We start from the raw sequence: 24,063 nt of genomic DNA, 5'->3' as shown, positions 1-24,063 counted from the left end.
CTATATGGATAGCGATCGCTATATATCAAGGCGCGTAACGTTCGTTATCTGAAGAAATCTGAGTCATGACCAAAAAACAGGAACAAAAGGAGCGGACCCGCGTCCGCATTCGCGCAGCAGCCGGACAAGCCTTCAAGACCCATGGATTTGGGGGCGTTGGTGTGGATGCCATCGCGAAGACCGCAGAGGCGACCTCCGGGGCGTTTTATGCCCATTTCGGCTCCAAGGCCGGAGCTTTCGATGCCGCCGTCGAGGACGGATTGCAGGACGTGCTGGACCGCCTCCCTATTTTCCAGCGTGACAATGGCCTTGAATGGGTGAAGGCGTTTGCCGACTATTATCTGGGGCGCGAGCACCGTGAGGATATCGCATGTGGCTGCGCCATGACCGGCCTGTCGCCCGATGTCGTCCGGGCGCAGGACAAGACCCGTGACCACTACGGCACGCAGATGAACCGCATCGCCGAACGCATTGCCGAGGGACTGGACGAGCAGCAAGGCGGAGATGACCGGGTGGCTCGCGGATGGGCATTGTTGAGCACGCTGATCGGCGGCCTGACCATGGCCCGCGCCGTTCCCGACGAGGCGACAGCCTCGCGTATTGCGCGTGCAGCGCATGCCGCAGCGCTGGCGGCAGCCGGTCCAACACGTGATGTCACACTCTAACGCACTGATAGCGCTCCCTCACCTTCACCCAATGCCGGTTCTGTCGTAAGGGTTGCAAAGGGAAAGGATCCGACAGGATCAAACGGGGGACCGCGATGTCGAAAACACTCATCCTGATCCGTCATGCCAAGGCTGTCGACCGTCTGGAGGCCGAGGATGATTTCGAACGCGGTCTGACAGAACGCGGTCGGTCGGACGCCAGCCTGTGCGGAGAGACCATCGCCGCAATGGTAGACAGGATCGACCTGGCCCTGGTCTCACCGTCTCGCCGCACCTTGCAAACCTGGACCAAGATTAAGCCGGCCTTCGAAGAGGTCCCGGTGGAAGATCCGATGGCCCTCTACCACGCCTCAACAGACATGTTGATGCGTGCAGCCAAGGACGCGCTGGCACGCGCCGACACCGTCATGATGATCGGCCACAATCCCGGTATTGGTGGGTTCGCCCAAGGGCTGGCTGTGAAAGCCGGTGCACGGGACCACATGCCACTGGGCTATCCCACTGCAACCGCGACTGTGTTCGAAACCGCCGAGGGTCAGCCGATCGAAGCCCTATTCGAGACGCCGCGCTTCGTCGGGATTTTCAATCCGAAACCTCAATAGAGCCAATCGACCCCAGACTGCACCCCTGATATACTCAACCCTTGACTGTGCTGCCCCCTTGAACCTGCGTGGGAGGTGTGAATGGCACATCCAGACTGGTTGCATCGGTGGGGGCCGCGCTCGCTGTTCCAGGCCGGGGCTTCAAGTGCCCGCATTCTGCCGACACCGTCGGAACGAATGGGCCTGTCCTGGCGTGACTGGTATGAGCAGAAACAAAGTGCCCACTGGCTGGACGACGCGGCCCACGCACTCTACCGCCAATACCCCGAGCTCAGTGCCCGCAGCGGCCTGACCCACAGCCAGGCTCGAACGGTTCTGGCGTTCACCGCGTGTATGGCCCTTGGTTTTGCCCTGGCTCCGGTTGGGTGGCTGATCGGATTGGCCGGGTTTGCCGGGGGCCTGGTTCTCATCCTGAGTGGCCTGCGCCTGGCCGCCGCGCTCACCGCGCCCGCCTTTGCTCCTCGCCAGGCCCTGCCAGATGTGGCTTTGCCCGTCGTCAGCGTCCTCGTTGCGCTCTACCGGGAAAGTGCCATCCTGCCTCATCTCGTCGAGGCTCTGCGCGCGCTCAACTATCCTGCAGACCGGCTGGACATCAAACTGGTCATCGAGGCCGATGACAGAGAGACGCTCAGCTGTGCCCACGCCCTTGGCCTGGAGCGGCAGTTCCAGATTGTTGAAGTGCCACCCGGCTCCCCCCGGACCAAACCCAAAGCGCTCAACTATGCCCTGCATCAGGCCCGGGGCCGGTTACTCGCCCTCTATGATGCCGAAGATCGCCCGCATCCCGACCAGATCCGCCAGGCGGCCGAGAGTTTCGCCGCCGCCGGACCGGATATCGCCTGTCTGCAAGCCCCGCTCAATTGGTACAATGCCAATCAGAACCGATTGACCCGACAGTTTGCCCTGGAATACGCGGCCCATTTTCTGACGCTGCTCCCGTTTTATCTGCGGATGGGATGGCCCCTGCCCCTGGGCGGTACGAGTAATATCTTCCTCACCCGGACGCTGCGCGAAGTGGGTGGCTGGGACCCGTTCAACGTGACCGAGGATGCGGATCTGGGCCTGCGTCTGGCCCGGCATGGATACACCACGGGACTGGTCGCGCCCCCGACATTGGAGGAAGCGCCCACGCGCGTGGGCCATTGGACGGCGCAACGCTCCCGCTGGATCAAGGGCTATGCCCAGACATTACTGGTGCATCTGCGCCAGCCCGCCCGCCTCTTGAGGCGCGACCCGGCCTTGTTGACGGGACTGATCGTGACGCTGGGCCTGCCGGTTCTCAGTGCGCTGTTGCACGGGCCTGCGCTTGTGGGAGTCTTGATCTGGTTCATTCTCCCGTTCGCACCCTGGACCACCAAGGCCCTCATTCTCGGCCTCGCCCTGGCCGGCTACACCGGCGCCCTCTCCATCCTGGTCTGCGGCGCGCGACGGGCGGGACTGGAGCTGCGGGTATCAGACCTGATGCTCTCCCCCCTCTACTGGGCCTTACAAACACCGGCTGCAGTGCGGGCCTTGTGGGAACTCGTCTGGCGTCCCTATTACTGGAGCAAGACACCTCACGGTCACAGCCTGGGTGTCACCGATCATCCAGGGACCAGCCCGCCATGTATCTCGACCTCACAGCGACACTCATTGGCCTCACGCTTGCCGCGGCGCTCTTTGCCCTCGCGGCCTGGCGTACCAGTCGGCCGTACGACCCGCTCAAGGGTAAAAGCGCGGTCCCGTGGACGCTGATCGCCATTACCGCAGGCGCTGTCGCCCTGTTCATGGTCGTGCATTTGATGAATCTCGCCGGTATTGAAACCGGACAGGGTCGCTCGCCCATGTGAGCCTTAATCTTGCCCTCAAGTTTTCGGCCTATAGCGTGAGCAAGCCGGACCATGAAGGGGGACAGAATGCGTTACGGATATTGGGCTCTTGTGCTGGCGGGCGTGACCGCTCCGGCATTCGCACTGCAGGGTGAACCGCAAACGGTCAGTGGCGAACTGATTGACGAGAGCTCGCGCTGGACCCATGCGTTCACACTCAGCGCAGATGAGATCGTTACCCTGACAACACGCTCCACGGACGATCTGGACACGATCCTGTCCATCGCACGCGAGGGCGGAAAACCGCTCGCGGAAAACGACGATATGGGCGATGGACGCCTTCAGTCCCGGATCGTCTTCCAGGCCCCGTCCAGTGGAACCTACGTGGCGAGTATTACCGGGTTTGGCGGCGAGACCGGCGTGTTCGAACTCGATATCCAGCCCGGACTGGATGCAGGACTGTCTCCGGCAGCCGAACGGCTCGAGGACCGCATCTACACACTCTCCGCTGGCCAGCCGTCACGGGACATCACGATCGAGCTCGCTGCCGAAGACGTTCTGGTCGCAACCACATACGCGCTCTCCGACACACTCGACACGGTCTTAAGCCTGAGCAATGCGCGCGGTGACCAGCTCGCACAAAACGATGATTATGTGTTTGGCGAGCTTAACTCTCAGCTGATCTACCAGGCCGAAGAGGCCGAGATTGTGACCTTAACCCTCGGCAGTTTCAGTGGTGTCGATGAGGGAGAGGTCTTGCTGTCGCTCGCCCTGGACCCCAATGCCGATATCCCGTTCGACTTCACCTCGATTGAAGGCGAACCGCTGGCCCAGTTTGAGGGCGAGCTGAATAATGACAACCCGGAAACGAGCTATCCCGTGGAACTGGAAGCCGGCCAGACGCTGTTTGCCATGGCCGATGCCCTGAGTGGCGAGCTGGATACACTTCTGCGTCTTGAACATCCGGACGGATACCCGGTCGCGCTCAATGATGATCGCGGTGATGGGTCCCTCAACTCGGCCTTCGCCTATACAGTCTCCGAAAGCGGCACCTATACCCTGCGCATGCAACGATACCAGGGCAGTGAAACCTCCGGGCTCTATCGCCTGGAGACATCATTGGTCGATGCTTCCCTGGTCGACGTGCTCCAGGCCCTGCGCGAAAACGTAGTGGAACTCAGCGGTGACCCGCAATCATTGCGGGCCGGCGATTTTGTTGTGCACTATACGCTGGATGGTCGGGATGCCTCATCTCTGGAGTATGCCCAGTCTGTTGGCGAGGCCCTCGAGGAGATCTATGCCATCCAGATCGAAGACATGGGCTGGGCCGCTCCCGTGCGAGACGATGATGGCCTCTATCATGTTTACATCGGTGATGCAGACGGTTCCATGGGCGTGGCCTATCCGGTCGAGACTGTGTTCGACAATCCGCAAAGCGCTGATCGTCGCGAGATCACAGCAGCCCGCGCGGTCTTCCAGATCGAAAACGACTTTGCTGGCCTCGACAAGGACGCCCCGGTCCACAGCCTGATGCGCGCCACCGCAACACATGAATTCAATCACGTCATCCAGTTCGGCTATGACGAGGCGGAAGCCTTAGACTGGCTGTATGAGAGTACGGCGTCGTGGATCGAAACCGTGACGGTTGGCAGCGATCAGGATGCGACAGATTATGTCGAAACCGACTTTGACGCGCCGCATCTGTGCTGGACCACCTCGGAGGGCGGGCACGACTACTCCCAGTGGACCCTGCTTCAATCCATGGCGGACCAATACGGCAACGGCTTCATCGTCGATATCTGGGAAAACACCGTTGAGCTGGACGGATTTGAAACCGTTGAAACAGCCTTGCGCGCCCAGGACAGCACAATCGCGAACGCCATTCGTCGCTGGCGGGCCCAGAATTTTGCCCGCGATTACGATCTGGCGCCCCATTTCGACGCAACGGTCGCCCAGCATTCCCGCCTCGATGAGCCGGGTTCACTGACCATCAAGGGCGGGCTGGAACAACTCGGCGCCCACTACTTCCCCGTCGATCTGAATGGTCGCTACACGGTTTCGCTCGACGGTCCGGACAGTCTTGAACTGGTGCTGATGGGGCGCGATGGCGATGAAATCGACATTCTCCACGCCGGACAAACCGCGGTGATCGAGAGCGAGCGCTGGCAGGACACGACTTTGATGGTGTTCAACGCCACAATGCCTGAGGCGCCCGGCCTGTGCGAGGGCACGGGCTACACCCTCAACATCAACAGCTCGAATGACCGGATCAGTAATCCGCACACACGCTTCAGCGCGCGCCATTTCGAGCCGCTGGGCGCGGGATCAGAGGATGATATCGAGTAGAGCGTGGAGCGGGTGAAGGGAATCGAACCCTCGTCTTAAGCTTGGGAAGCTCCTGCTCTACCATTGAGCTACACCCGCATGCCCTCAGGACTATCTAGGCCGAGCGAGCTTGTACAGGGCGAGCCTGCACACGGTCCAGCCAGCCGCGTTCGCGTGCCTCCACCACCCGTGAGCGCGCAAGGGGAGCGACGACACCGTTGGTGAGAACCAAGTGCCAGTCGCGGCCACTCTTGCGTGCTTCCACAACCGCCTCGTCCGCGACCCACCACGAACGGTGGATCTGGACGCCGCGCTCGCTCGGATCCGCATCCACCAGAGCCTTCAAGCGTCCGCGCACGAAACGTTGCCCATGCGGGGTGACAATTTCCAGATAGTGATCCTGCGCTTGAACGCTCAAGGCCGTCGCGAGGATCGAAACCACTGCGTTCGACGGTTCTGCCTGGGCCGCATTCTGAGACTCGGCGTCTGTTGTCTCCGCCGAGGCCAGATAAAGCTCTTCCCAGGCGACACGCAGAAAAAAGACGAAGAGCGCAATGGTTAGGACCGGGGGTGCGAGAAACCCCATAAACGCCAGCCAGGGGTCGGGGTCCTTGGGCAAGAGGGGTGTACGTTTGAGAGCCTCCAGCTGGACGGCGATGAGCGGAATGGACATCACGGACGCCAGGCCAATACTCACGGCGGCGCCCAGACGGTTCGGGGGCAGAAACCGCCCCACGACCACATCCAGACAAACCGGTTGCACCACCATCAAAGTAGCCACGCTCATCCAGAGAAGCAGGCGATGCCAGAGCGGCAGGCCGTCGGTGGAATAGCCCCCGGAGAAGGAAAACGTCAGCCCGAGAAAAACGATCAATCCCAGCAGCAAGCGTCCATTGTGGTGCCAGGGCGCGCGATACCGCGGGTTCGGACCCTTCACGACAGATAAGGACATATGGCGACACTCCGCTGGGAAATCGCGAGAATGTGCGCAATTCGGACTGGGTTCAAGGTCGCCCTCCACGGGACGACTGACAGTGACCAAAGGAGTTGAAATGTCCCTGTCCAAATCTTTGATCCTGCCCGCTCTGCTCGCAAGCCTGTGCACCAGTGCCGCCGTGTCCCAGGAACGGCGCGAAGTCCCGGACTACCGCATCACCGCAACCGCGGAACAAACTGACCGGGTGGCCGAGCTGGATCGTTTCTTTGCCGCGTATTCCGACGCCTGGGCCCGGCAGGACACGGCCGCGCTCATGGCCTTGCACAGCGGCGACACGGAATGGATCAATGCCTATGCCCGCATGTTCCAGGATCGCGACACACTCGGCCGCTTCCTGGAAGAGCGCCTGTTCCCGCAATTCCCGGCGGCAACATCGCGGATGGAAGTTGAAAACATGACGGCCGTATCGACCCGGCTGGTGACGGATGATGTCGCCGTACTTCACCTGTACACCGACGGAGATCGCGGGATGTCCCGCAATGACGGCGAAACACTCCGGCGCACTCATTTCCACTTTGTGCTTCACCGCACCTCAGACGGCTGGCGGGTTGTCCACACCGCGATCATGGATGCACGCAACTAGGCCTGTTGACTGGCCGTGTGGGACAGGCGCGATCTCAGTGAGGTCGCGTCTGTGTCAGACAAAAAACTTCGAGAGTTTCAGTCCCTGAGCCTGATAATTGGAGGCGACCTGTCCATAGGCTTTTGACGGGCGCTCGGCCATGGCTTCATAAACCAGCCGGGCCACAGGCTGACCGTGTTCGAGGATGAAGGGCACATCGCGTCCACGCACTTCCAGCACAGCGCGTCCACCTGTACCGCCCGCCTCGGCCACGCCGAATCCGGGATCAAAGAAACCGGCATAATGCGCGCGAAACTCGCCGATCTCTGGCGCGATAGGCGCCATTTCAGCCGCCTCATCCAGACCGATCACCACAGCCTCGCGCGAAGCGAGAATATAAAACTCGCCCGGGTCCAGCACGAGCTGGCCTTTTTCAGACCGAAGCGGTTCCCAGAACTGAGCGCGGGGATGCTGACCAATTCCGGCCAGGTCGACCAGACCGGCATGACGACGCGCGCGGTATCCGACAATTCCCTCGTCAAATCCCATCAGATCCACACTGACGGTGACCTCACGTGTGGGTTTGAACGCATCGGCACGAAAACGGATCTGGCTCAACCGATCGCCGGGACGGGCCAGGATAGAGAATGTCCGCGGACAGATTTCCGCATAGAGCGGTCCCTCATAATCGACCGGTGCCTGGTCAAAGGCCTCCCCGCCATCCGTGATCACCCGTGTGAACACATCGATCCGCCCGGTGGAGCTCTTGGGATTCATCGCGGCCGTCAGCCCCGGGCGCAGGGCCAGGCTTTCCTGCAGCGGCACGAGATACACACAGCCCGTTTCCAGGACGGCCCCTCCGCGCAGATCGATCTGGTGCATGACCACATCCCCGGCCAGACGTTCAGACACCCGGCGCCCTCCTCCCGGCAGGAAGCTCGCGCGGAGCCGATAAGCGCGCTCACCCAGTCGCAGATCAATGGAGGCGGGCTGGACCTGACCATCTGCCAAAGGCGTGTCCGGACGTACCACCCCTTCATCAACAAGCGCATGCAGGGCGTGATCAGGCAGAATACCGGTCTGGGTCATGGTCTGGTCCTCGTGTGGGGCGCGCATTTTCACGAGTTGTCGCGACTTGTCCAGTCATGCTGACCGCCAGACTTGAGGGAGATGGCAAGACACGGGAGTATAAGGCGCTATCGCCGGGCGACGGACCGGGTTAGACGATGCCAGACAGACTGAGCGAAGCCCATGTATGAGAACGAAACGGACGGTGTCCGGATCAGTGTCGAACCGGAATTCCTCGAGGATGAAAGCATCCCCGAAGACCATCGTTATGTCTGGGCCTACACCATCGAGATCGAGAACAAGTCGGCGGAAACCCTCCAGCTCCTCAATCGCTACTGGGAGATCATCGACAGTCAGGGACGCAAGGAAGTGGTTCATGGCGCCGGCGTGGTCGGCGAACAGCCCGTCCTGCGCCCGGGTGAGCGTTTCAGCTATACCTCAGGCGCCCCCCTCACAACGCCCTCCGGCTTCATGACCGGTCACTATGAAATGCAAACGGAGAAGGGGCGCCGTTTCGACGCGGTCATTCCTGCCTTCTCCCTTGATCGCCCGGATGATCACTACAGTCTTCAATAGGCCACCCGCCAGGATCTGACGTGTCCCACTCGCTGCGCCCTATTCTCTACACGATCGGCATCATGGTGTCCGTGCTTTCGGCCGCCATGTTCCTGCCCGCCGGTGTGGATGCAGCAGCGGGAGCCACCACCAGCGCACAGGCCTTTTTCATGTCCGCCATCGTCGGGCTGAGTGGCGGTGTTCTGCTGGCCCTGGTCACCCGCACCCCCCTGTCCGAATTGTCCGCGCGCGGTGCATTTGTGCTCACAGTGGGCAGTTGGCTGGCGCTCAGCCTTGTGGCCGCATTGCCGCTGCGCCTGGCCGGGGAAGGACTGGGATGGACCGATGCCCTGTTCGAAAGTGTTTCCGGATTGACGACAACCGGCTCGACCATCCTGACCGGGCTGGACACACGTCCGCCGGGCCTCTTGCTCTGGCGCGCGATTTTGCAATGGATCGGCGGGATCGGGTTGATCGTGACCGCCATGGCATTCTGGCCGACCCTGGGTATCGGCGGCATGCAGCTCTTTCGCCTGGAGAGCTCGGACAATTCCGACAAGGTGCTCACGCGCGCCCGGGAATTGGCAACCGCCATTTCCCTGATTTATCTGGTGCTGACAGCCGCCTGCATGTTTGCCTATCTCTTTGCCGGACTGAGCTGGCTTGATGCCATCGCACACGCGATGACTACTGTGGCAACAGGGGGATACTCGACATCAGACCAGTCGCTTGGCGCCTTCATGGGACAGGGTGCCGACCTTGTGGCGCTGGTCTTCATGGTCCTCGCCGCCCTGCCGTTTGGCGTCTATCTCATGGCATCACGCGGCCGGTTCGGCGGGTTCTGGCGCGATGCCCAGATCCGGGCCTTCCTGTTCCTGATTATAGCCGTCTCGATCATTCTCGCCTGGGTCCTCGCGGCCACCGGGGTACACGGCGACCTGCCAGCCTGGCGTGTCGCCAGCTTCAATGCGGTGTCGATCATCACCGGAACGGGTTTTGCGACGACCGACTATGCGGCCTGGGGCGCGGGTGCCGAAGCCCTCTTCTTCATCTTCATGTTTATCGGCGGATGCGCCGGCTCCACGACCTGTTCCGTCAAGATTTTCCGGTATCAGATCGCCGGAGCTGCGCTCCGCAAATACATGGCCGGCCTGTTGCGACCCAATGCGATCACGCCGATGCGCTATAACGGACGCCCGGTCCCGGTGTCGGCGCTTCACGGGGTTCTGGGCTTCTTTTTCGTGTTTTTCGCGATCTTTGTGTTCAGTGCCATCTTGCTGTCCACTCTCGGCTTGGACACCGTCACCGCACTCTCTGGCGCCGCGACCAGCCTGGCTAATGTGGGGCCGGGCCTGGGCGATATCATCGGCCCGTCGGGCACTTTCCAGCCACTGAGCGATCCCGCCAAATGGGTGCTCACCGCCAATATGTTTATCGGCCGCCTGGAAATCCTGACCGTGCTCGTGATGCTGACGCCCCGCTTCTGGCGTGGCTAGGCCTCACGCTCCAAATGCAGGATCGGGAAGGGTCGGCCGACCTCATCGGCATCCGCTTTGAACGAAGCCCGAAAGACCAGCTCAGACATTGGGAATTTGCGCTTCGCTGAACCGGTATTCCGACTTGCAATACTCGCAGGTCATGGTGATCTGACCGTCTTCCATCATGTGGTCGATATCGTCCTGGGTGAACGACTTCAACACCGCAGCCAGCCGCTCTCGGCTGCACGAACAGTGACGTGTCAACGGTACGGGCTCAAACAGGCGTGCGCCATCCTCGTGGAAGAGACGATAGACAAGCTCGCTCGTCTCCAGAGCGGGATCGAGAATTTCTGCATCGGAAATGGTCTCGAACAGCGCCCGCGCATGATCCCAATCATCCTCGGCCGAGCCCCGGCTTTCATCCGCGGCGATCAGCTGGATCATCGCACCTCCGCCCCGCCAGGCCTTGGGAGTGTCTTCATTCCAGATCTCGCCGACGGCCAGATGAATGCGCGTTTCAACCTGTTCTGACTGAGAAAAATAGGCCTCGGCGCAATCAGACAGACTGTCGCCTTCCAAAGCCACAACCCCTTGATACTGGTCCATATCGGACCCCTGATCGATGGTCATGGCAAAGGCGCCCTTGCCCAGCAGCGTCTCCAGGATGGACTGGCCTTCCGGTTGCTGCTCGAGCGCGGTGGCAACCGCCTCGGCGTCATACTGCGCCATGCCGCGCACCGAACCGGTTGTCAGGTATTCGGCGACGACAAAACGAACCGGCCCATCCCCATTGGCCTGGAGAATGAGCCGACCGTCGAATTTGAGCGCATTGCCCACAAGAGCAGCCAGCATGACCGCCTCACCGACAATGCGGGCCAGTGGCAGCGGATAGACATGAGGACCCAGGATCTCGTTCATGGTGTCACCCAGTCGGATCATACGGCCACGCACAGCCCGGCCCTCCAACTGGAAGGTTGCCACCAGATTGTCACCGTGTGCCGTCATGCCCGTCTCTACCGCCATGTGTCCTAACCTGCTTCAGGAAGCTCGCTGAGCGCCTCATCAAGAATGGACACTGCCTCGCTGGCATCATCTCGCGTGATGATCAGGGGCGGAGCCATCCGGGCGACATTGTCACCCGCAGCGCCGATCAGCAGATGGCGATTGCGGGCCAGTCCTGCAAGCTGTTTGGGATTATAGCCCTCTTTCAGCTGCAGTCCGATCAGCAAGCCCTTGCCGCGCACTTCTTCGATCTTGTCCGCATGACGATCTGCGAGACCCTGCAATTGCTGGTTCATGAAATTCGCCACGTCCACGACCTGGTCCAGGAAACCCTCTGCGGTGAGTTCATCAAAGACCACATTGCCCACAGCCATCGCCAACGGACCGCCGCCATACGTCGAGCCATGAGTTCCCACGACCATGCCTTGCGCGGCCGCTTCTGTAGCCAGGCAGGCCCCCATCGGGAAACCGCCGCCAATGCCCTTGGCACTCGCCATGATGTCCGGTTCTGCGCCGTCGACCCACTGATAGGCAAAGAGTTTGCCCGTCCGGCCCGCGCCACACTGGACCTCGTCATAGATGACCAGAAGACCGTGTTCGTCAGCCAGCTCGCGAATGCCCCGCAAGCAGGATTCAGGGACAGCGCGAACACCGCCCTCGCCCTGGACCGGTTCGATCAGGATTGCGGCGGTCTCCTCGGTGATCGCGGCCTTGAGCGCGTCGTGGTCACCGAACTCAACCTGGTCGAACCCTTCCATCGCCGGACCAAAGCCTTCGAGATATTTCGGATTGCCACCAGCATTGATCGCACCATAGGTCCGACCATGGAACGCCCCGGTGAAAGTGATGATCCGGTAGCGATCCGGACGTCCATTGATGAAGTGATAACGACGGGCCGTCTTGATGGCGCACTCGATCGCCTCGGCGCCGGAATTGGTGAAGAAAACGCGGTCGGCGAAAGTGGCCTCGGTCAGCTTCTTCGCCAGCTCGATCCCTGCCGGCACTTTGAACATGTTGGACAAATGCCAAAGCTTTTCGGACTGGTCCTGCAGGGCGGCCACCGCCTTGGGATGGGCATGGCCCAGACAATTCACTGCGATACCGGAAATGAAGTCCAGGTATTTATCGCCACCCTCTGTAACCAGGCGCGCGCCCTTGCCGTGATCAAAAACCAGATCTGGCGGGGCATAGGTATCCATCATCGGTGCAGGCATGTCTCACTCCGTCGATTGCCCCGAGCCGGGGCGAATTATTATCCTCAATCGCCCGTTTTTCGGGTTCTTCAATCCCGGTCTAGGCCGCGCAGCTCAGCTCTTCAAGCGCCAGCCTGCACGCAGGAGGATGTAGCATGCAGCCGCCAGCCCCAGATTGATCACAGCCACGACGATCACGCCCACCAGGATCGATCCATCGGCATGACCGATAAAGCCGTAGCGGAAGCCGTCAATCATGTAGAAAAACGGATTGAACAGGCTGATAATCCTGAAGGTTTCCGGCAGAACGCTCACTGAATAGAACGTACCCGACAGGAAGGTAAGCGGCATGATGAAGAAGTTCGTCACGACCGCGAGATGGTCAAACTTCTCGGCCCAAAGGCCTCCGATCACGCCGATCATGGACAGCATTGCAGCAGCTCCGAGACCAAAATAAAGGACCGCCCAGACATGGTCCGGACGCATGTCCACGAAGAAGACCAGAACGGCCAGACTGGCCAGCGCGACAACCAGTCCGCGCGTCATGGCCCCACCGATAAAGGCAATAGCCAGTTCGAGCGCTGAAAGCGGCGGCATCAGGAAATCGACCGTATTGCCCTGCACCTTGGAGACGAGCAGTGACGAGGAGGAATTGGCAAAGGCGTTGTTGAGCACACCCATCAGCATGAGGCCCGGCGCCAGGAATTCCGCAAAGCCCACACCGCCCAGACCGGCCCGGCGCTCACCGAATGCCAAGGCAAAAACAGTCATGAACAACAAGGTCGTGGCCACCGGGGCCAGCACCGTCTGGGTGATCACCTTCATGAAACGGCGGACCTCTTTTTTGTACAGGGTCCACAATCCCAGCAGATTGATCGGGCCAAATTCGCGCGGCTCCGGCGGGATCGTTAAGTCAGTCTTACTCATAAGGAATTACCTTTAAGGTCTGGGTAACCATCTGCATTAACCATTACGCAAGCTACAGCTTTCCACAGGTGAGGTCATCCGTGCATCTTGTGGCGAGCGGAGCGTCGGATACAATATGTAGTGTAATTAATCATGAATTGAGCACTGCGCCTTTTACCGCCAATTAGGTAGGGAGCGCACCCCAACCGGGAGACTAGGATGGCGTGGACAGACGAACGCGTTGAGCAACTGAAAAAGCTCTGGTCCGAGGGACTCAGTGCGAGTCAGATCGCCAAACAATTAGGCGGTGTGACGCGAAATGCCGTCATTGGCAAGGTCCATCGACTGGGCCTGTCAGGACGTGCAACGCCGTCACGCCCGGCCCGTCGGACGACCAAACCGTCCCGGCCGCGCACCGCAACACCGGCGGCCTCGCCAACGGCCCGGGCACCTGCTGCGCGTCAGGCACCGCAAGCTCCGGCCCCGTCTGCGGCTCCGCAAGCCCCGGTCGAACCGGCCGTCTTGCCTTCGGGCGAGTTCGCGACGGTCCTTACTTTGCGCGATTGCATGTGCAAATGGCCGATCGGCGATCCCTCCTCTGCAAACTTCCGCTTCTGCGGCCGCAAGACAGAAGCGGGCGAAGCCTATTGTGAAGCGCATGCTCACATGGCTTATCAGCCCAGCCAGAAGCGCAAGCGCCGGGCCGGTGCTGATGCCACAGCTGCTCTGGACGCGATTGCCGCAACACGCCGCTTCAATTTCTAGAACACTCTGGTCTGGCGACCCTCACCCACCGCTGGACCAGAAACGGCCGCCCCTCGGGGCGGCCGTTGTGTTTTTAACCGGGAAACCGGATCTCACCGGTAAGCCTGTCTGATCGGGAAACAGGCCTCACACGGCCTCGAAATCAAATGCGTAACCGGCCGAACGCACCGTCCGGATCGGATCATGCTCGGAATGACGGTTGAGCGCCTTTCGCAGGCGACCGACATGCACATCCACCGTGCGGGCCTCGACATAGACATCCGCGCCCCAGACCGCATCCAGTAATTGCTCGCGAGAGAAGACCCGCCCCGGGTGTTGCATGAGATAGTCGAGAAGCCGGAACTCGGTGGGCCCGAGATGAATATCGTGATCGCCGCGCTTCACGCGGTGGGCCCCCCGATCCACCATGATATCGCCCGCCTTGACGACATCTTCCGCCAGCCCCGGACGAATTCGGCGCAGGACCGCGCGGATGCGGGCGAACAGCTCGGTCATCGAGAAAGGCTTCACCACATAATCATCCGCCCCGGTGTCCAGGCCACGAATGCGATCACTTTCCTCACCGCGTGCAGTGAGCATGATCATAGGCACATTCGCTGTTTCCTGGCGCGAGCGCAGACGACGACACACTTCGATGCCCGACACTTTGGGCAACATCCAGTCGATGAGAACCAGGTCCGGCGTGTTCTCCTCGGCCAACATCAGGGCCTCTTCCCCGTCACTGGCAAGTGTCACGCCATACCCTTCCTTTTCCAGATTGTACTGGAGCAGGGTCGAGAGCGCGTCCTCATCTTCAACAACAAGAATTTGCGGCTTCATTTCAGTCTCCTCAGCGGGATCAGGCGTCGCTCTGGTCGAGCTGGTCAACGGACTCAAGGACAATGCCGGTCACCATATAGTGTACGGCTTCGGCGATGTTCGTGGCGTGGTCCCCGATACGTTCAAGATTCTTCGCCACAAACAGGATGTGAGCACCCGGCCCCACCAGATTGCCATCGGCGCTCATGCCGCCGAGCATCTCCTGGATCAGGCTGTTATAGTGCTCATCAACTTCATCATCACTGCGCCACACGCGGATGGCCGGCTCGATATCCATGGCCGACATTGCGTCCAGCACTTCACTCAGCTGCTTGCGGACGATCGCGCCCAGCCGGTCGACCAGGTGCAGGACCGCCACAGGCTCAGCGTCTTTCAGATCTGTCGCGCGATACGCGATATTCTTGGCCAGATCCCCCATACGTTCGAGATCACTGGCAATCTTCAGCGCTGAGATCGTCTGCCGCAGATCGGTCGCCAAGGGTTGTCGCAACGCAAACAGGCGGATGACCCGTTTCTCGATCTCGGCCTGAAGGGCGTTGACCTGGTCTTCGCGGGTCCGAACATCCGCCGTCACCGACATGTCCCGGCGCACAACGGCAGCCAGGGCATCTGTAACCTGGGTTTCGACCAGCCCACCCATGCGGGCCAGATCATCGGCAAGCTGGGTCAGCTCGTCTCCGTACGCGCTCACGATGTGGTCATGGTTTGAAACAGCCATGAATCCGCCTTTCTATCCCCGGCTCTAACCGAACCGTCCGGTGATGTAATCCTGAGTCCGTGTCTCCCGGGGAGTGGTGAAAATATTTTCTGTCGGCCCGTATTCGACCAGATGGCCCAGATGGAAAAAGGCCGTTTGTTGCGAGACCCGCGCAGCCTGCTGCATGGAATGGGTCACGATGATGATGCAGTAATTCGACCGTAAGTCGTCAATCAATTCTTCGATTTTTGCGGTTGCAATCGGATCGAGTGCAGAACACGGCTCATCCATCAGGATGACTTCCGGGTTCACCGCAATCGCGCGTGCGATCACCAGACGTTGTTGCTGCCCGCCCGACAAGCTTGTGCCCGGGTGCAGAAGGCGGTCTGACACCTCATCCCACAGCCCCGCCCGGCGCAGGCTGGTTTCCACAATATCGTCCAGCTCGGCGCGGGACGTGGCAAGACCATGGATGCGCGGTCCGTAGGCGACGTTGTCGTAAATGGATTTCGGGAAGGGGTTCGGCTTCTGAAACACCATGCCCACACGCGCACGCAGGATGACAGGGTCAACGGCGCGATCATTGACGTCTTCGTCATCCATCAGCATCTGTCCGGTGACACGAGCGCCATCGATCGTGTCATTCATCCGGTTGAGACAGCGAAGAAACGTCGATTTGCCACACCCCGACGGACCGATGAACGCGGTGACACTGCGGTCGGGAATATCCATGGAGACATGGCGCAGGGCATGTTCCTTGTCGTAATACACATTGATATCACGCGCCCGGAGTTTCACCGAGTCCAGCACGAGATCTTCGTGGTATACGGTCTGATTGGCCTGGTCGGTCACGCCTACCACCTCCGTTCGAACCGGCGACGCAGATACACCGCCAGCGCATTAAATCCGATCAGCACCACCAGAAGAATGATGATGGCCGCTGCTGTTTTGGCCTCCCACGCACGCTCTGCGCTGTTGGCCCAAAGGAAGACCTGGACCGGCATGGTCGTAGCGGGTTCGACAAAGCCGTCGAGGCTGAGGTCCGGCGCGTCCGCGATGAACGCCACCATGCCAATCATCAAGAGCGGAGCGGTCTCCCCCATCGCCTGGGCCAGACCGATGATAGAGCCGGTCAAGATGCCGGGCGCCGCAAGCGGAAGCACATGGTGGAATACGGTCTGCGTCTTTGACGCACCCACACCCAAAGAGGCATCACGAAGCGAGGAGGGCACAGCCTTGAGCGCGGCTCGGGTCGCAATAATGACCGTCGGCAGCGTCATCAGGGACAGGACCAGCCCGCCCACAAGCGGCGTCGATCGCGGCACCCCGAATATATTGATAAACACAGCCAGTCCGAGAAGACCGAACACAATCGACGGCACAGCAGCCAGATTGTTGATATTGACCTCAATCAGATCGGTGACACGGTTTTTCGGCGCAAATTCTTCCAGATAGATCGCCGTAAACACACCCAGGGGAATGGAGAGCGCCATGGTGATGATCATGGTCAGCAAAGTACCGAACAAGGCCCCCTTGATGCCGGCGAGCTCGGGCTCGCGGGAGTCGGCGCGCGTGAACAGATACGTATTGAAACCGCGCTCAATCACCCCCCGCTCAACCAGAGCCCGTGTCCAGACCAGCTGGAGATCGTCCAGGCGGCGACGCGATTGCGGTGTATCAGCGATATAGATACCCCAGCGCTCAGCGTCCCGTGTCTCGCTTTCCGAGACAAGCACCTCACCCCAGGCTCGATAGCCATCAGCACTGATCCGAGTCAGGCGGATAGTGCCCCCGGCCCGCTCGATGAAGACGCTCGGTGTGGTGGCCGACAGAATGCGGTCAGTGCTCGTGTCTTCAGACACCGGCAGCGCCTCCACCAGGTTGGAAAGCACAGGCGATTGAAAGTCCAGACGTACGGCGTCAGCCTCCGGCGAGACAACGAGTTCGCCGTCTCCGGCCCATTCCCGATCTTCAACCAGTTGCCCCTTGAGATAGAGGTCGAGATCATCCGAGAGCGGCATGGTGAACACATAAGATTCACCAATGAGTTCGGGACGGCGCATCACCTCGCGCATCAGGGTCGCGGAGTTCAACGGGGTGTAAAGCGCAAACAGGTCCCGCAATTCCCGGCGATCGCGAACCTCGGGAAACTGATCGCGCAGGCCCTGTTGCAGAACACGGTTATACCGACCGTCCCGAAGCGAAGCTTCGGACCGTGTGCTTTGTGGATCCACCCAGTCAGCGCGAAGCTCCACCGGCAATTTCATCCAGTAGGCGGTAAATGCGGGGACACCCTGCCCGAACACGGAAACCAACAGGCTCAGCAGAATCAGCATCGCCGTGAAGATTGCGGCAAGGCCAGCAGCGCGAAAGCGCAATTCCGCCCGGTAACGCCGTGCAAGACGCGCGGTGACGGCTTCCTTGATGGTCTGGGATTTGTGCGGCTCAGTCATACTTTTCCCGGTATTTCTGGACCACGCGAAGGGCGATCACATTCATGATCAGCGTGACAACAAACAGGACCAACCCAAGAGCAAAAGCTGACAGAGTTTTGGCGCCCTCGAACTCCAGATCGCCCGTCAAAAGAGTATGGATCTGGACGGTGATGGTGGTGACCGCTTCCAACGGATTGAACGTCAGGTTCGCCCCCTGTCCCGCGGCCATCACGACGATCATGGTCTCACCCACCGCCCGTGAGACCGCCAGAAGGACCGCGCCCATGATACCCGGCAACGCCGCCGGCAGGATCACCTTACTGACTGTTTCGGAACGGGTGGCGCCCATGGCATAGGACCCGTCCCGCAAGGATTGCGGCACAGCATTGATCACATCATCCGACAGCGAGGAGATGAAGGGAATGATCATCACCCCCATCACCAGACCTGCGGACAGGGCGCTTTGGGTCACCACATCCTCGAAACCCAGAGCGTTAAACAGCCCCCGGATCGCCGGACCGACGGTCAACAGGGCGAAAAACCCGTAAACCACGGTCGGGATACCGGCCAGGACTTCCAGAAGGGGTTTGAAAACCGCCCGGAAACGCGGACCGGCATATTCAGACAGATAGATCGCTGACAACAGACCAATGGGAACAGCAATGATCATCGCGATGAAGGTGATCAGGGCCGTACCTGCAAACAGCGGAACCGCACCAAAAGCGCCCGATTGCCCGACCTGGTCACTGCGAATGGCGACCTGTGGGCTCCACTGCAGGCCAAACAGGAAGTCAAGCACCGGCACTTCGTTGAAGAAGCGCAGGCTTTCGAACAACAAGGACAACACGATGCCGATCGTGGTCAAAATGGCGATGCCCGAAGACAGGAGCAGGACCGCCACCACCAGGCGTTCGACATGGGTGCGGGCCCGGAAAGCCGGCTGAACCTGGTGGTTCGATCGCAACAGGCCCAGGGCCGAGAGCAACATGGCCGCAATCGCCACGGCCCACGTCGCCCAGGTCCTGTAACCTTCCATCCGCGCACTCACCTCGCTGCGTTCCGGCGTTATACCGCTGGCCGTACGGCCGATGGACAACTGATAGACATCTGACATGAACAGGGTTTGCTGCTCCCGAGGTGCCAGGGAAAAGCGAAATCCGGCCAGTGCCAGTGGATCCGTGCCGTTGGCAACGGCCTCGTCATACATCGCGTCGAACACGATCTGTCGCGCCTCGCGCGCATCGTCATCGAGACCGGCAAGACGATTGATCGCCGACACCTGATCGGCCTCCACTGCTTCCAGCGCCCCAGAATCGATACTCGCAGAGAGGTTCTGCCGCAGCCGGTCCAGCTCTGCTGTCAGGACGTCTACTTCAACCTGGGCCTCCGCTAGCTCATGCAGCAGATCCTGATAGGCGGGGTCCTGGGCAATGCGGTCTTCAAACTCGACCACAAGTCCGCGGCCATCGGACTGGATAGACTGGATCGTGAATTGTTCGATCACCGGTCGGGACAGCAAACCCGCTGTGATGAGCAATAGAAGCGCAGGCAGACCGGTCCACAGGGCGACATAATACCCGTAATAATTCGGCAGGGAGTGCAGAGCGCTTCGAGGACCCGGAAAACGGCTCAGAATCCGAAAGCGCCCCAGATAGAATCCGGTCGCGATCAGCACCAGGAGCGCTAGAGCCGTAAATGACAGTACCGACATGCAGCTAGGCCTTCCATGCGACCGGCTTACCCGATTCGCAGTCTCTTCCCGTCGGGATAACCGCGGGCCGCTCCCCATTTATGACAGTCACGATACAGTTTTGTGACGCTCGAGAGCAGCTTTACACAATACCCAACCTGCTGCGGTTAATTTTGGGTGTCGGTGATGTCTTCCGACTTCAGTTCTGAGCACAGGGGAACAAATACACTGAACACCGAACCCACGCCCATGGCACTTTCCACTGTGAATCCGCCACGGTGGCGATTGATAATGTGCTTGACGATCGCCAGTCCCAGTCCCGTCCCCTCCTTGGGACCACTCTTCTGCCCATCGACACGATAGAAGCGCTCGGCCAGACGCGGCAGAAAGCGACGATCAATTCCCTTACCCTCGTCGCGCACACGTACAGCCACATAGCTTGCGCCCGTTTCGGAGGCTGGAGCCGCGAGCGTCAAACGACTGGATCCCTCACCGAGGATCGCCTCGGGGCGCTCAGCCTGGTCGCGGGTCAAACCACCCTCGACCTTTACGTCAACGCGGGACTGGCTAGGCGAGTATTTGATGGCATTTTCGATGAGGTTCTGGATCACCTCGGTCAACTGGTCCCGGTCACCGGATGCACACAGCCCGGCACCGGCCTCCAGCTGCATATCGATCTGCTTCTCCTCGATCTGCGGGCGCAGAAAGGCAATGACATCCTCTGTGACCTTGTCCAGGCTGGCTGTCCCATCGGGCAGGACGTGCTCGTCCATCTCGACCCGCGACAGCGAGAGCAGGTCATTGATTAGGCGCTGCATGCGTTCGGCCTGATCTTGCATGATCCCGAGAAACCGGTCTCGCGCGACCGTATCGTCCTTGGCATGCCCCCGCAGGGTTTCAATGAAACCGCTGAGCGATGCCAAGGGAGTGCGCAGTTCATGACTGGCATTGGCGAGAAAGTCAGCGCGCATCCGATCCGCGCGCTTGACCGAGGTTTCATCGAACAGCACAACCATGGCCCACCAGCCATTGGGGTCGTCCGGTCGGAAGGCCAACGGCGCCACATGAGCGCGAACATGGCTCTCGACCGGGTCGAGCATGGAATACTCCACCGGACGTGAGGCCTCCCCGCGCAGGGCTGCGCCGACGCCTTCAAGAACCTTGGGCTGGCGCAAGACGGACGACAGTGAGACCCGCTCCTGCCCCAACCCCAGAAAATCACGCGCGGCCGGGTTGGCGCGCTCCACACGCCCACCTGCGCCTATCAGAAGAACGGGAACCGGAAGCTCCTCCAGCATGGTCAACGCGACATGATCCGGAGCACCGGGCGGGACACCGACAACATCTCCTTCCGGCTGCGCGTCCAGATCCTGCGCCTCCAGTTCCAAAGATGTCCGCACAACGAGATAATAAATGGTCGCGATCGCCGCGATTGTAGCCGTGCCGACAATAGCGGCGGCAATCTCAAGCCCCCCCGAAAAAGCAAGGACAAGGAGAACAACGCCGCCAATCGACGCCACCGCCGCAATATCGCGACGGCGGATCAAGGCTGCCGGTTCAGAGCTCGTCGTTACCTTTCTCAAGTTTCATTCGCCTTATTGCTGGAGTGGAGTCATATTCCGCTTTACCGGATCGCAGTGATTTAGCAGCGATTTATGGCAATTCCTTTTCCCTGTCACGACACCTGCAAAACGGGCGCCCACCGAGGCGAGCCCGCGAGACATCACGTTTTTCGATAGTAATTTCATGCTTTTCGGTATGCGTTTAGTGTTTTTCGATAAATTTCTGTTGACTTTCGCTAAATGGTTCGTAGAGTGCACCATCGAAAGAAAACAAAAGGGTACAGGGACAGTTCATGTCTAAGCGTTTGTTCGTCCTCGCGACGGCTCTTGGCACAGCCTCCTGCGCCAGCTTGCCGGACTACACACCGCAAGCCGGTCTCCCGGACATGCCAGAGCGTTTTGCAACGGCTCACACCGATGCTGGTACGGTCGCCGCTATTGACTGGGTTACCGAGCTGGGTGACGCACAATTGCAGGCACTGATCCTGGAAGCTGCCGACAATAACCCCAGCCTGGCCGTGTCCCTGGCGCGCTTTGAGAGTGCCCGTGCCACCGCCCGCATCTCCGGTGCCAACCGCCTGCCCAGCCTGAATGGGGGGCTGGACTATACGCGCCGTGAAGCCGATGCCGGCGGATCTGACAGTTTCGGTCTCGGCCTGTCTGCCTCCTGGGAAGCGGATCTTTGGGGACGTGTTGCGGATGGTGCGCGCGCCAGCACAAACGACGCCCTCGCCGCTGAGGACGACCTGCGCGCCTCGCAATTGTCGATCGCAGGCCTGGTGGCCAAGTCCTGGTTCAACCTCATAGAAGCCCGTGAGCAAACCGAGCTGGCAGTGCGGAATGTAGAGACCAACCAGAACTCCCTCAATCTGACAGAACGCCGTTTCGCACGGGGCCTCGTCCGCAGCTCGGATGTTCGCACGGCCCGCAGTGCCCTGGCCTCCGCTGAAGCCGCTCTCGCCTCCCGCGAGCGGGTGGAAGCGGCCGCGGCCCGTACCCTGGAAACCCTGCTTGGACGCTATCCCTCCGGCCAGATTGCCCATGATGCCGACTTGCCCGAACTCGTCGCCATCGTTTCCGTGGGCTCGCCTGAAAGTCTCCTCTCTCGGCGTCCGGATGTACGGGCCGCGGAACGCCGCCTTGAAGCTGCGGGACTGCGCGCCGACGCGGCCGCCAAGGCACTCTATCCCAGCTTGTCGATCACCGGATCCACGGGCACCGGGGGTGCGGATGTGTCGGATCTCACGGATCTGGACAGCCTCGTTTCCTCCCTCGCAGGGAGCCTCACGGCGCCGATCTTTCAGGGCGGCCGTCTGCGTGCTCAGCGCGATCAGGCCCGGGCGAGCGCCGAAGCAGAAGTCGCCAACTATGTCTCCACGGTCCTGAACGCGTGGCAAGAAGCGGAAGACGCCCTGCATGGCGATGAGATCCTGGAACAACGCGTCGAACGGCTCGGTCAGGCCTTTGAGGAAGCCGCTGCCGCCGAAGCGCTGGTGATCCGCCAATACACAAGCGGCGTAGCCACAATTTTCAACCTGCTGGACGCCCAGTCGCGGCGCATCAGCGCCGAAAGCCAATTCATCTCGGCCCAACGCGAACGCGCGACCAATCGGGTCGATCTTTATCTTGCTATTGCGGGTGAGTTGCCCGCTGCGGTCCAAAACGCACAGCCGACCGCCCAAACCGGAGAGTAGTCATGAAAGCCCTGATTGGTCGAGTTATCGCTATTGGCGTGCCCGTCGGCATCATTGTCGGTGGTGTCTTGATGATCGGTGTCATGGGTAGCATGCGCCCGGAACCCGAGCCTGCAGAACAAGGCCCGGAAGGGGTCGCCGTGTTCACCACGACAGCCCGGTCCGAGCCGGTGTCGCTCTCTGTCACAACGAATGGTGAAGTTCGCCCGCTGACCGAGATCAACCTGGTCCCGCAAGTGAGCGGCCGCATTACCTATGTAAACCCGAACTTCATCGAAGGCGGTTTCTTCGAGGCTGGCGAAACCCTGATCCGGATCGAAGACGCCGATTATCGTCTCGCCGTGACCCGCGCCTCTGCTCAGGTCGCGCAGGCCGAACAGGCCCTGTTGCGTGAACAGGCGGAAAGCGAACTGGCCCGCGAAGAATGGGACGAGCTCGGCGAAGGAGAGGCCTCTGCCCTGACTTTGCGTGAACCGCAAATGGCCGAGGCCCGCGCCCAGCTGGCCGCCGCCCGCGCCAGCCTGCAATCCGCTCGTCTGGATCTACAGCGCACACAGGTGTCCGCACCTTTTGCGGGCCGGGTTCGCACCAAAAACGCCGATCTTGGCCAATTCGTCACAACCGGTGCCACGCTGGGTCAGGTCTTCTCGACCGACCGTGTGGAAATCCGCCTGCCGCTGGCCGATCATGAACTGGCTCTGCTGAACCTGCCTCTGGCCTATGCGGCAGACAGCGCTGAAACGGCTCTGCCGGTCACACTCTCGGCCACGGTTGCGGGCACACAGTACAACTGGGAGGGTCGCCTGATGCGGACCGACAGTTCGATTGATCCGCGCACCCGTGTTTTGTCCGCCATTGCAGTGGTCGACGATCCCTATGGCGTGGGCGCTGATCGCGGCATGCCTCTGGCTGTGGGCCTGTTCGTGGACGCTTCGATCGACGGCACCCAAGTGGACAATGCCATCGTTCTGCCCCGCTCGGCTCTGCGCGGCACGTCAGACGTCTATGTCATGGGCGATGACAACCGCCTGGAGATCCGTCCGGTCGACGTCATCACCTCCGACACCGACCGCGTGATCATCTCCGGTGGTGTCAGCCGGGGCGAAGAAATCATTACCTCCGCCGTCCGGGCTGCGTCCGACGGCATCCTGGTCCGCGCCGTCAACCTGGTCGCCGAAGGCGAATCCGAGACGGGCTCACAAGACGCACAGCTGGCTTCGGCTGCTGAGTAACGGAGGCT

21 protein-coding genes and 1 tRNA gene are annotated in these 24,063 nt (G+C 60.6%); 10 read left to right on the top strand and 12 right to left on the bottom strand.

Annotation, left to right across the window (positions count from 1 at the left end):
- Positions 1 to 65 precede the first annotated feature (65 nt).
- The 4 genes from RMQ97_RS11620 (at position 66) to RMQ97_RS11605 (ending at position 5,421) form a co-directional block, all read left to right on the top strand.
- Complete coding sequence (locus tag RMQ97_RS11620; RefSeq protein ID WP_413661047.1) at positions 66 to 665, top strand: TetR/AcrR family transcriptional regulator; 600 nt, start codon at positions 66 to 68, stop codon at positions 663 to 665.
- Positions 666 to 760: 95 nt separating this feature from the next.
- Entirely contained in the window at positions 761 to 1,267 is a 507-nt protein-coding gene (locus RMQ97_RS11615; RefSeq protein ID WP_413661046.1) for a SixA phosphatase family protein, read from the top strand.
- An 81-nt stretch (positions 1,268 to 1,348) separates the two neighbouring features.
- A complete protein-coding gene (locus RMQ97_RS11610) occupies positions 1,349 to 3,001 on the top strand; it encodes a glycosyltransferase family 2 protein (protein ID WP_413661045.1) in 1,653 nt (550 codons plus the stop codon).
- A gap of 161 nt (positions 3,002 to 3,162) precedes the next feature.
- Positions 3,163 to 5,421, top strand: a complete 2,259-nt coding sequence (locus RMQ97_RS11605) for a DUF6055 domain-containing protein (protein WP_413661044.1) — start codon at positions 3,163 to 3,165, stop codon at positions 5,419 to 5,421.
- 4 nt (positions 5,422 to 5,425) lie between these two features.
- On the opposite strand, the gene RMQ97_RS11600 is transcribed toward RMQ97_RS11605, so the two are convergent.
- Both RMQ97_RS11600 and RMQ97_RS11595 read right to left on the bottom strand, forming a co-directional pair.
- A tRNA-Gly gene (locus RMQ97_RS11600) sits at positions 5,426 to 5,499 on the bottom strand.
- Between the two features lie 16 nt (positions 5,500 to 5,515).
- The gene (locus RMQ97_RS11595; protein WP_413661043.1) at positions 5,516 to 6,352 is read right to left on the bottom strand and encodes a LytTR family DNA-binding domain-containing protein; all 837 of its coding nucleotides are present in this window, start codon (positions 6,350 to 6,352) and stop codon (positions 5,516 to 5,518) included.
- A gap of 100 nt (positions 6,353 to 6,452) precedes the next feature.
- Between RMQ97_RS11595 and RMQ97_RS11590 the strand changes: the two genes are divergently transcribed.
- Positions 6,453 to 6,980, top strand: a complete 528-nt coding sequence (locus tag RMQ97_RS11590) for a YybH family protein (RefSeq protein WP_413661042.1) — start codon at positions 6,453 to 6,455, stop codon at positions 6,978 to 6,980.
- Positions 6,981 to 7,034: 54 nt separating this feature from the next.
- On the opposite strand, the gene RMQ97_RS11585 is transcribed toward RMQ97_RS11590, so the two are convergent.
- Positions 7,035 to 8,075 carry a 2'-deoxycytidine 5'-triphosphate deaminase gene (locus RMQ97_RS11585; protein ID WP_413661041.1) on the bottom strand — a complete coding sequence of 347 codons (1,041 nt, stop codon included), beginning with the start codon at positions 8,073 to 8,075 and terminating at the stop codon, positions 7,035 to 7,037.
- Positions 8,076 to 8,210: 135 nt separating this feature from the next.
- Here RMQ97_RS11585 and apaG point away from each other — a divergent pair, with 135 nt between their 5' ends.
- Positions 8,211 to 8,603 (top strand): Co2+/Mg2+ efflux protein ApaG, encoded by a 393-nt coding sequence (gene apaG, locus RMQ97_RS11580; protein ID WP_413661040.1) that lies wholly within the window; start codon positions 8,211 to 8,213, stop codon positions 8,601 to 8,603.
- Positions 8,604 to 8,623: 20 nt separating this feature from the next.
- Positions 8,624 to 10,078, top strand: a complete 1,455-nt coding sequence (locus RMQ97_RS11575; RefSeq protein ID WP_413661039.1) for a TrkH family potassium uptake protein — start codon at positions 8,624 to 8,626, stop codon at positions 10,076 to 10,078.
- An 81-nt stretch (positions 10,079 to 10,159) separates the two neighbouring features.
- On the opposite strand, the gene RMQ97_RS11570 is transcribed toward RMQ97_RS11575, so the two are convergent.
- The 3 genes from RMQ97_RS11570 to RMQ97_RS11560 form a co-directional block, all read right to left on the bottom strand.
- Entirely contained in the window at positions 10,160 to 11,083 is a 924-nt protein-coding gene (locus tag RMQ97_RS11570) for an Hsp33 family molecular chaperone (RefSeq protein WP_413661038.1), read from the bottom strand.
- A 5-nt stretch (positions 11,084 to 11,088) separates the two neighbouring features.
- On the bottom strand, positions 11,089 to 12,276 hold the full coding sequence (locus tag RMQ97_RS11565; RefSeq protein WP_413661037.1) for an aspartate aminotransferase family protein: 1,188 nt from the start codon (positions 12,274 to 12,276) through the stop codon (positions 11,089 to 11,091).
- A gap of 93 nt (positions 12,277 to 12,369) precedes the next feature.
- Complete coding sequence (locus RMQ97_RS11560) at positions 12,370 to 13,182, bottom strand: ABC transporter permease (RefSeq protein WP_413661036.1); 813 nt, start codon at positions 13,180 to 13,182, stop codon at positions 12,370 to 12,372.
- Between the two features lie 198 nt (positions 13,183 to 13,380).
- Between RMQ97_RS11560 and RMQ97_RS11555 the strand changes: the two genes are divergently transcribed.
- Positions 13,381 to 13,926, top strand: a complete 546-nt coding sequence (locus tag RMQ97_RS11555; RefSeq protein WP_413661035.1) for a GcrA family cell cycle regulator — start codon at positions 13,381 to 13,383, stop codon at positions 13,924 to 13,926.
- A gap of 126 nt (positions 13,927 to 14,052) precedes the next feature.
- Here RMQ97_RS11555 and phoB read toward each other — a convergent pair whose 3' ends face one another.
- The 6 genes from phoB to RMQ97_RS11525 form a co-directional block, all read right to left on the bottom strand.
- The gene (phoB, locus tag RMQ97_RS11550) at positions 14,053 to 14,745 is read right to left on the bottom strand and encodes a phosphate regulon transcriptional regulator PhoB (RefSeq protein ID WP_413661034.1); all 693 of its coding nucleotides are present in this window, start codon (positions 14,743 to 14,745) and stop codon (positions 14,053 to 14,055) included.
- Between the two features lie 19 nt (positions 14,746 to 14,764).
- Positions 14,765 to 15,436, bottom strand: a complete 672-nt coding sequence (gene phoU, locus RMQ97_RS11545; protein WP_413661033.1) for a phosphate signaling complex protein PhoU — start codon at positions 15,434 to 15,436, stop codon at positions 14,765 to 14,767.
- 51 nt (positions 15,437 to 15,487) lie between these two features.
- Positions 15,488 to 16,252, bottom strand: coding sequence for a phosphate ABC transporter ATP-binding protein PstB (pstB, locus tag RMQ97_RS11540; protein ID WP_413661237.1), 765 nt, complete (start codon positions 16,250 to 16,252; stop codon positions 15,488 to 15,490).
- 44 nt (positions 16,253 to 16,296) lie between these two features.
- Positions 16,297 to 17,895, bottom strand: coding sequence for a phosphate ABC transporter permease PstA (pstA, locus tag RMQ97_RS11535; protein ID WP_413661032.1), 1,599 nt, complete (start codon positions 17,893 to 17,895; stop codon positions 16,297 to 16,299).
- Positions 17,888 to 19,588 (bottom strand): phosphate ABC transporter permease subunit PstC, encoded by a 1,701-nt coding sequence (gene pstC / locus RMQ97_RS11530; RefSeq protein WP_413661031.1) that lies wholly within the window; start codon positions 19,586 to 19,588, stop codon positions 17,888 to 17,890. Before pstC ends, pstA begins: the two co-directional genes overlap by 8 nt.
- 146 nt (positions 19,589 to 19,734) lie before the next feature.
- A complete protein-coding gene (locus RMQ97_RS11525) occupies positions 19,735 to 21,114 on the bottom strand; it encodes a sensor histidine kinase (RefSeq protein ID WP_413661030.1) in 1,380 nt (459 codons plus the stop codon).
- Positions 21,115 to 21,422: 308 nt separating this feature from the next.
- Here RMQ97_RS11525 and RMQ97_RS11520 point away from each other — a divergent pair, with 308 nt between their 5' ends.
- Positions 21,423 to 22,823 (top strand): efflux transporter outer membrane subunit, encoded by a 1,401-nt coding sequence (locus tag RMQ97_RS11520; protein WP_413661029.1) that lies wholly within the window; start codon positions 21,423 to 21,425, stop codon positions 22,821 to 22,823.
- 2 nt (positions 22,824 to 22,825) lie between these two features.
- Positions 22,826 to 24,055, top strand: a complete 1,230-nt coding sequence (locus tag RMQ97_RS11515) for an efflux RND transporter periplasmic adaptor subunit (RefSeq protein WP_413661028.1) — start codon at positions 22,826 to 22,828, stop codon at positions 24,053 to 24,055.
- The last annotated feature ends 8 nt before the right edge of the window (positions 24,056 to 24,063 follow it).

It is taken from the genome of Maricaulis sp. D1M11 (assembly GCF_047308265.1).
GTDB lineage: Bacteria > Pseudomonadota > Alphaproteobacteria > Caulobacterales > Maricaulaceae > Maricaulis.
Note: the sequence above shows the minus strand (reverse complement) of the source record. Positions and strands in the feature narration are given on the sequence as shown.

Coding starts and splice junctions, on each gene's coding strand:
- RMQ97_RS11560 (WP_413661036.1), bottom strand. CDS start 13,182: ATGAGTAAGACTGACTTAACGATCCCGCCGGAGCCGCGCGAATTTGGC.
- pstC (WP_413661031.1), bottom strand. CDS start 19,588: ATGTCGGTACTGTCATTTACGGCTCTAGCGCTCCTGGTGCTGATCGCG.
- pstA (WP_413661032.1), bottom strand. CDS start 17,895: ATGACTGAGCCGCACAAATCCCAGACCATCAAGGAAGCCGTCACCGCG.
- RMQ97_RS11615 (WP_413661046.1), top strand. CDS start 761: ATGTCGAAAACACTCATCCTGATCCGTCATGCCAAGGCTGTCGACCGT.
- RMQ97_RS11515 (WP_413661028.1), top strand. CDS start 22,826: ATGAAAGCCCTGATTGGTCGAGTTATCGCTATTGGCGTGCCCGTCGGC.
- apaG (WP_413661040.1), top strand. CDS start 8,211: ATGTATGAGAACGAAACGGACGGTGTCCGGATCAGTGTCGAACCGGAA.
- RMQ97_RS11595 (WP_413661043.1), bottom strand. CDS start 6,352: ATGTCCTTATCTGTCGTGAAGGGTCCGAACCCGCGGTATCGCGCGCCC.
- RMQ97_RS11605 (WP_413661044.1), top strand. CDS start 3,163: ATGCGTTACGGATATTGGGCTCTTGTGCTGGCGGGCGTGACCGCTCCG.
- RMQ97_RS11585 (WP_413661041.1), bottom strand. CDS start 8,075: ATGCGCGCCCCACACGAGGACCAGACCATGACCCAGACCGGTATTCTG.
- RMQ97_RS11520 (WP_413661029.1), top strand. CDS start 21,423: ATGTCTAAGCGTTTGTTCGTCCTCGCGACGGCTCTTGGCACAGCCTCC.
- RMQ97_RS11565 (WP_413661037.1), bottom strand. CDS start 12,276: ATGCCTGCACCGATGATGGATACCTATGCCCCGCCAGATCTGGTTTTT.
- RMQ97_RS11620 (WP_413661047.1), top strand. CDS start 66: ATGACCAAAAAACAGGAACAAAAGGAGCGGACCCGCGTCCGCATTCGC.
- RMQ97_RS11610 (WP_413661045.1), top strand. CDS start 1,349: ATGGCACATCCAGACTGGTTGCATCGGTGGGGGCCGCGCTCGCTGTTC.
- RMQ97_RS11570 (WP_413661038.1), bottom strand. CDS start 11,083: ATGGCGGTAGAGACGGGCATGACGGCACACGGTGACAATCTGGTGGCA.
- RMQ97_RS11590 (WP_413661042.1), top strand. CDS start 6,453: ATGTCCCTGTCCAAATCTTTGATCCTGCCCGCTCTGCTCGCAAGCCTG.
- phoB (WP_413661034.1), bottom strand. CDS start 14,745: ATGAAGCCGCAAATTCTTGTTGTTGAAGATGAGGACGCGCTCTCGACC.
- RMQ97_RS11555 (WP_413661035.1), top strand. CDS start 13,381: ATGGCGTGGACAGACGAACGCGTTGAGCAACTGAAAAAGCTCTGGTCC.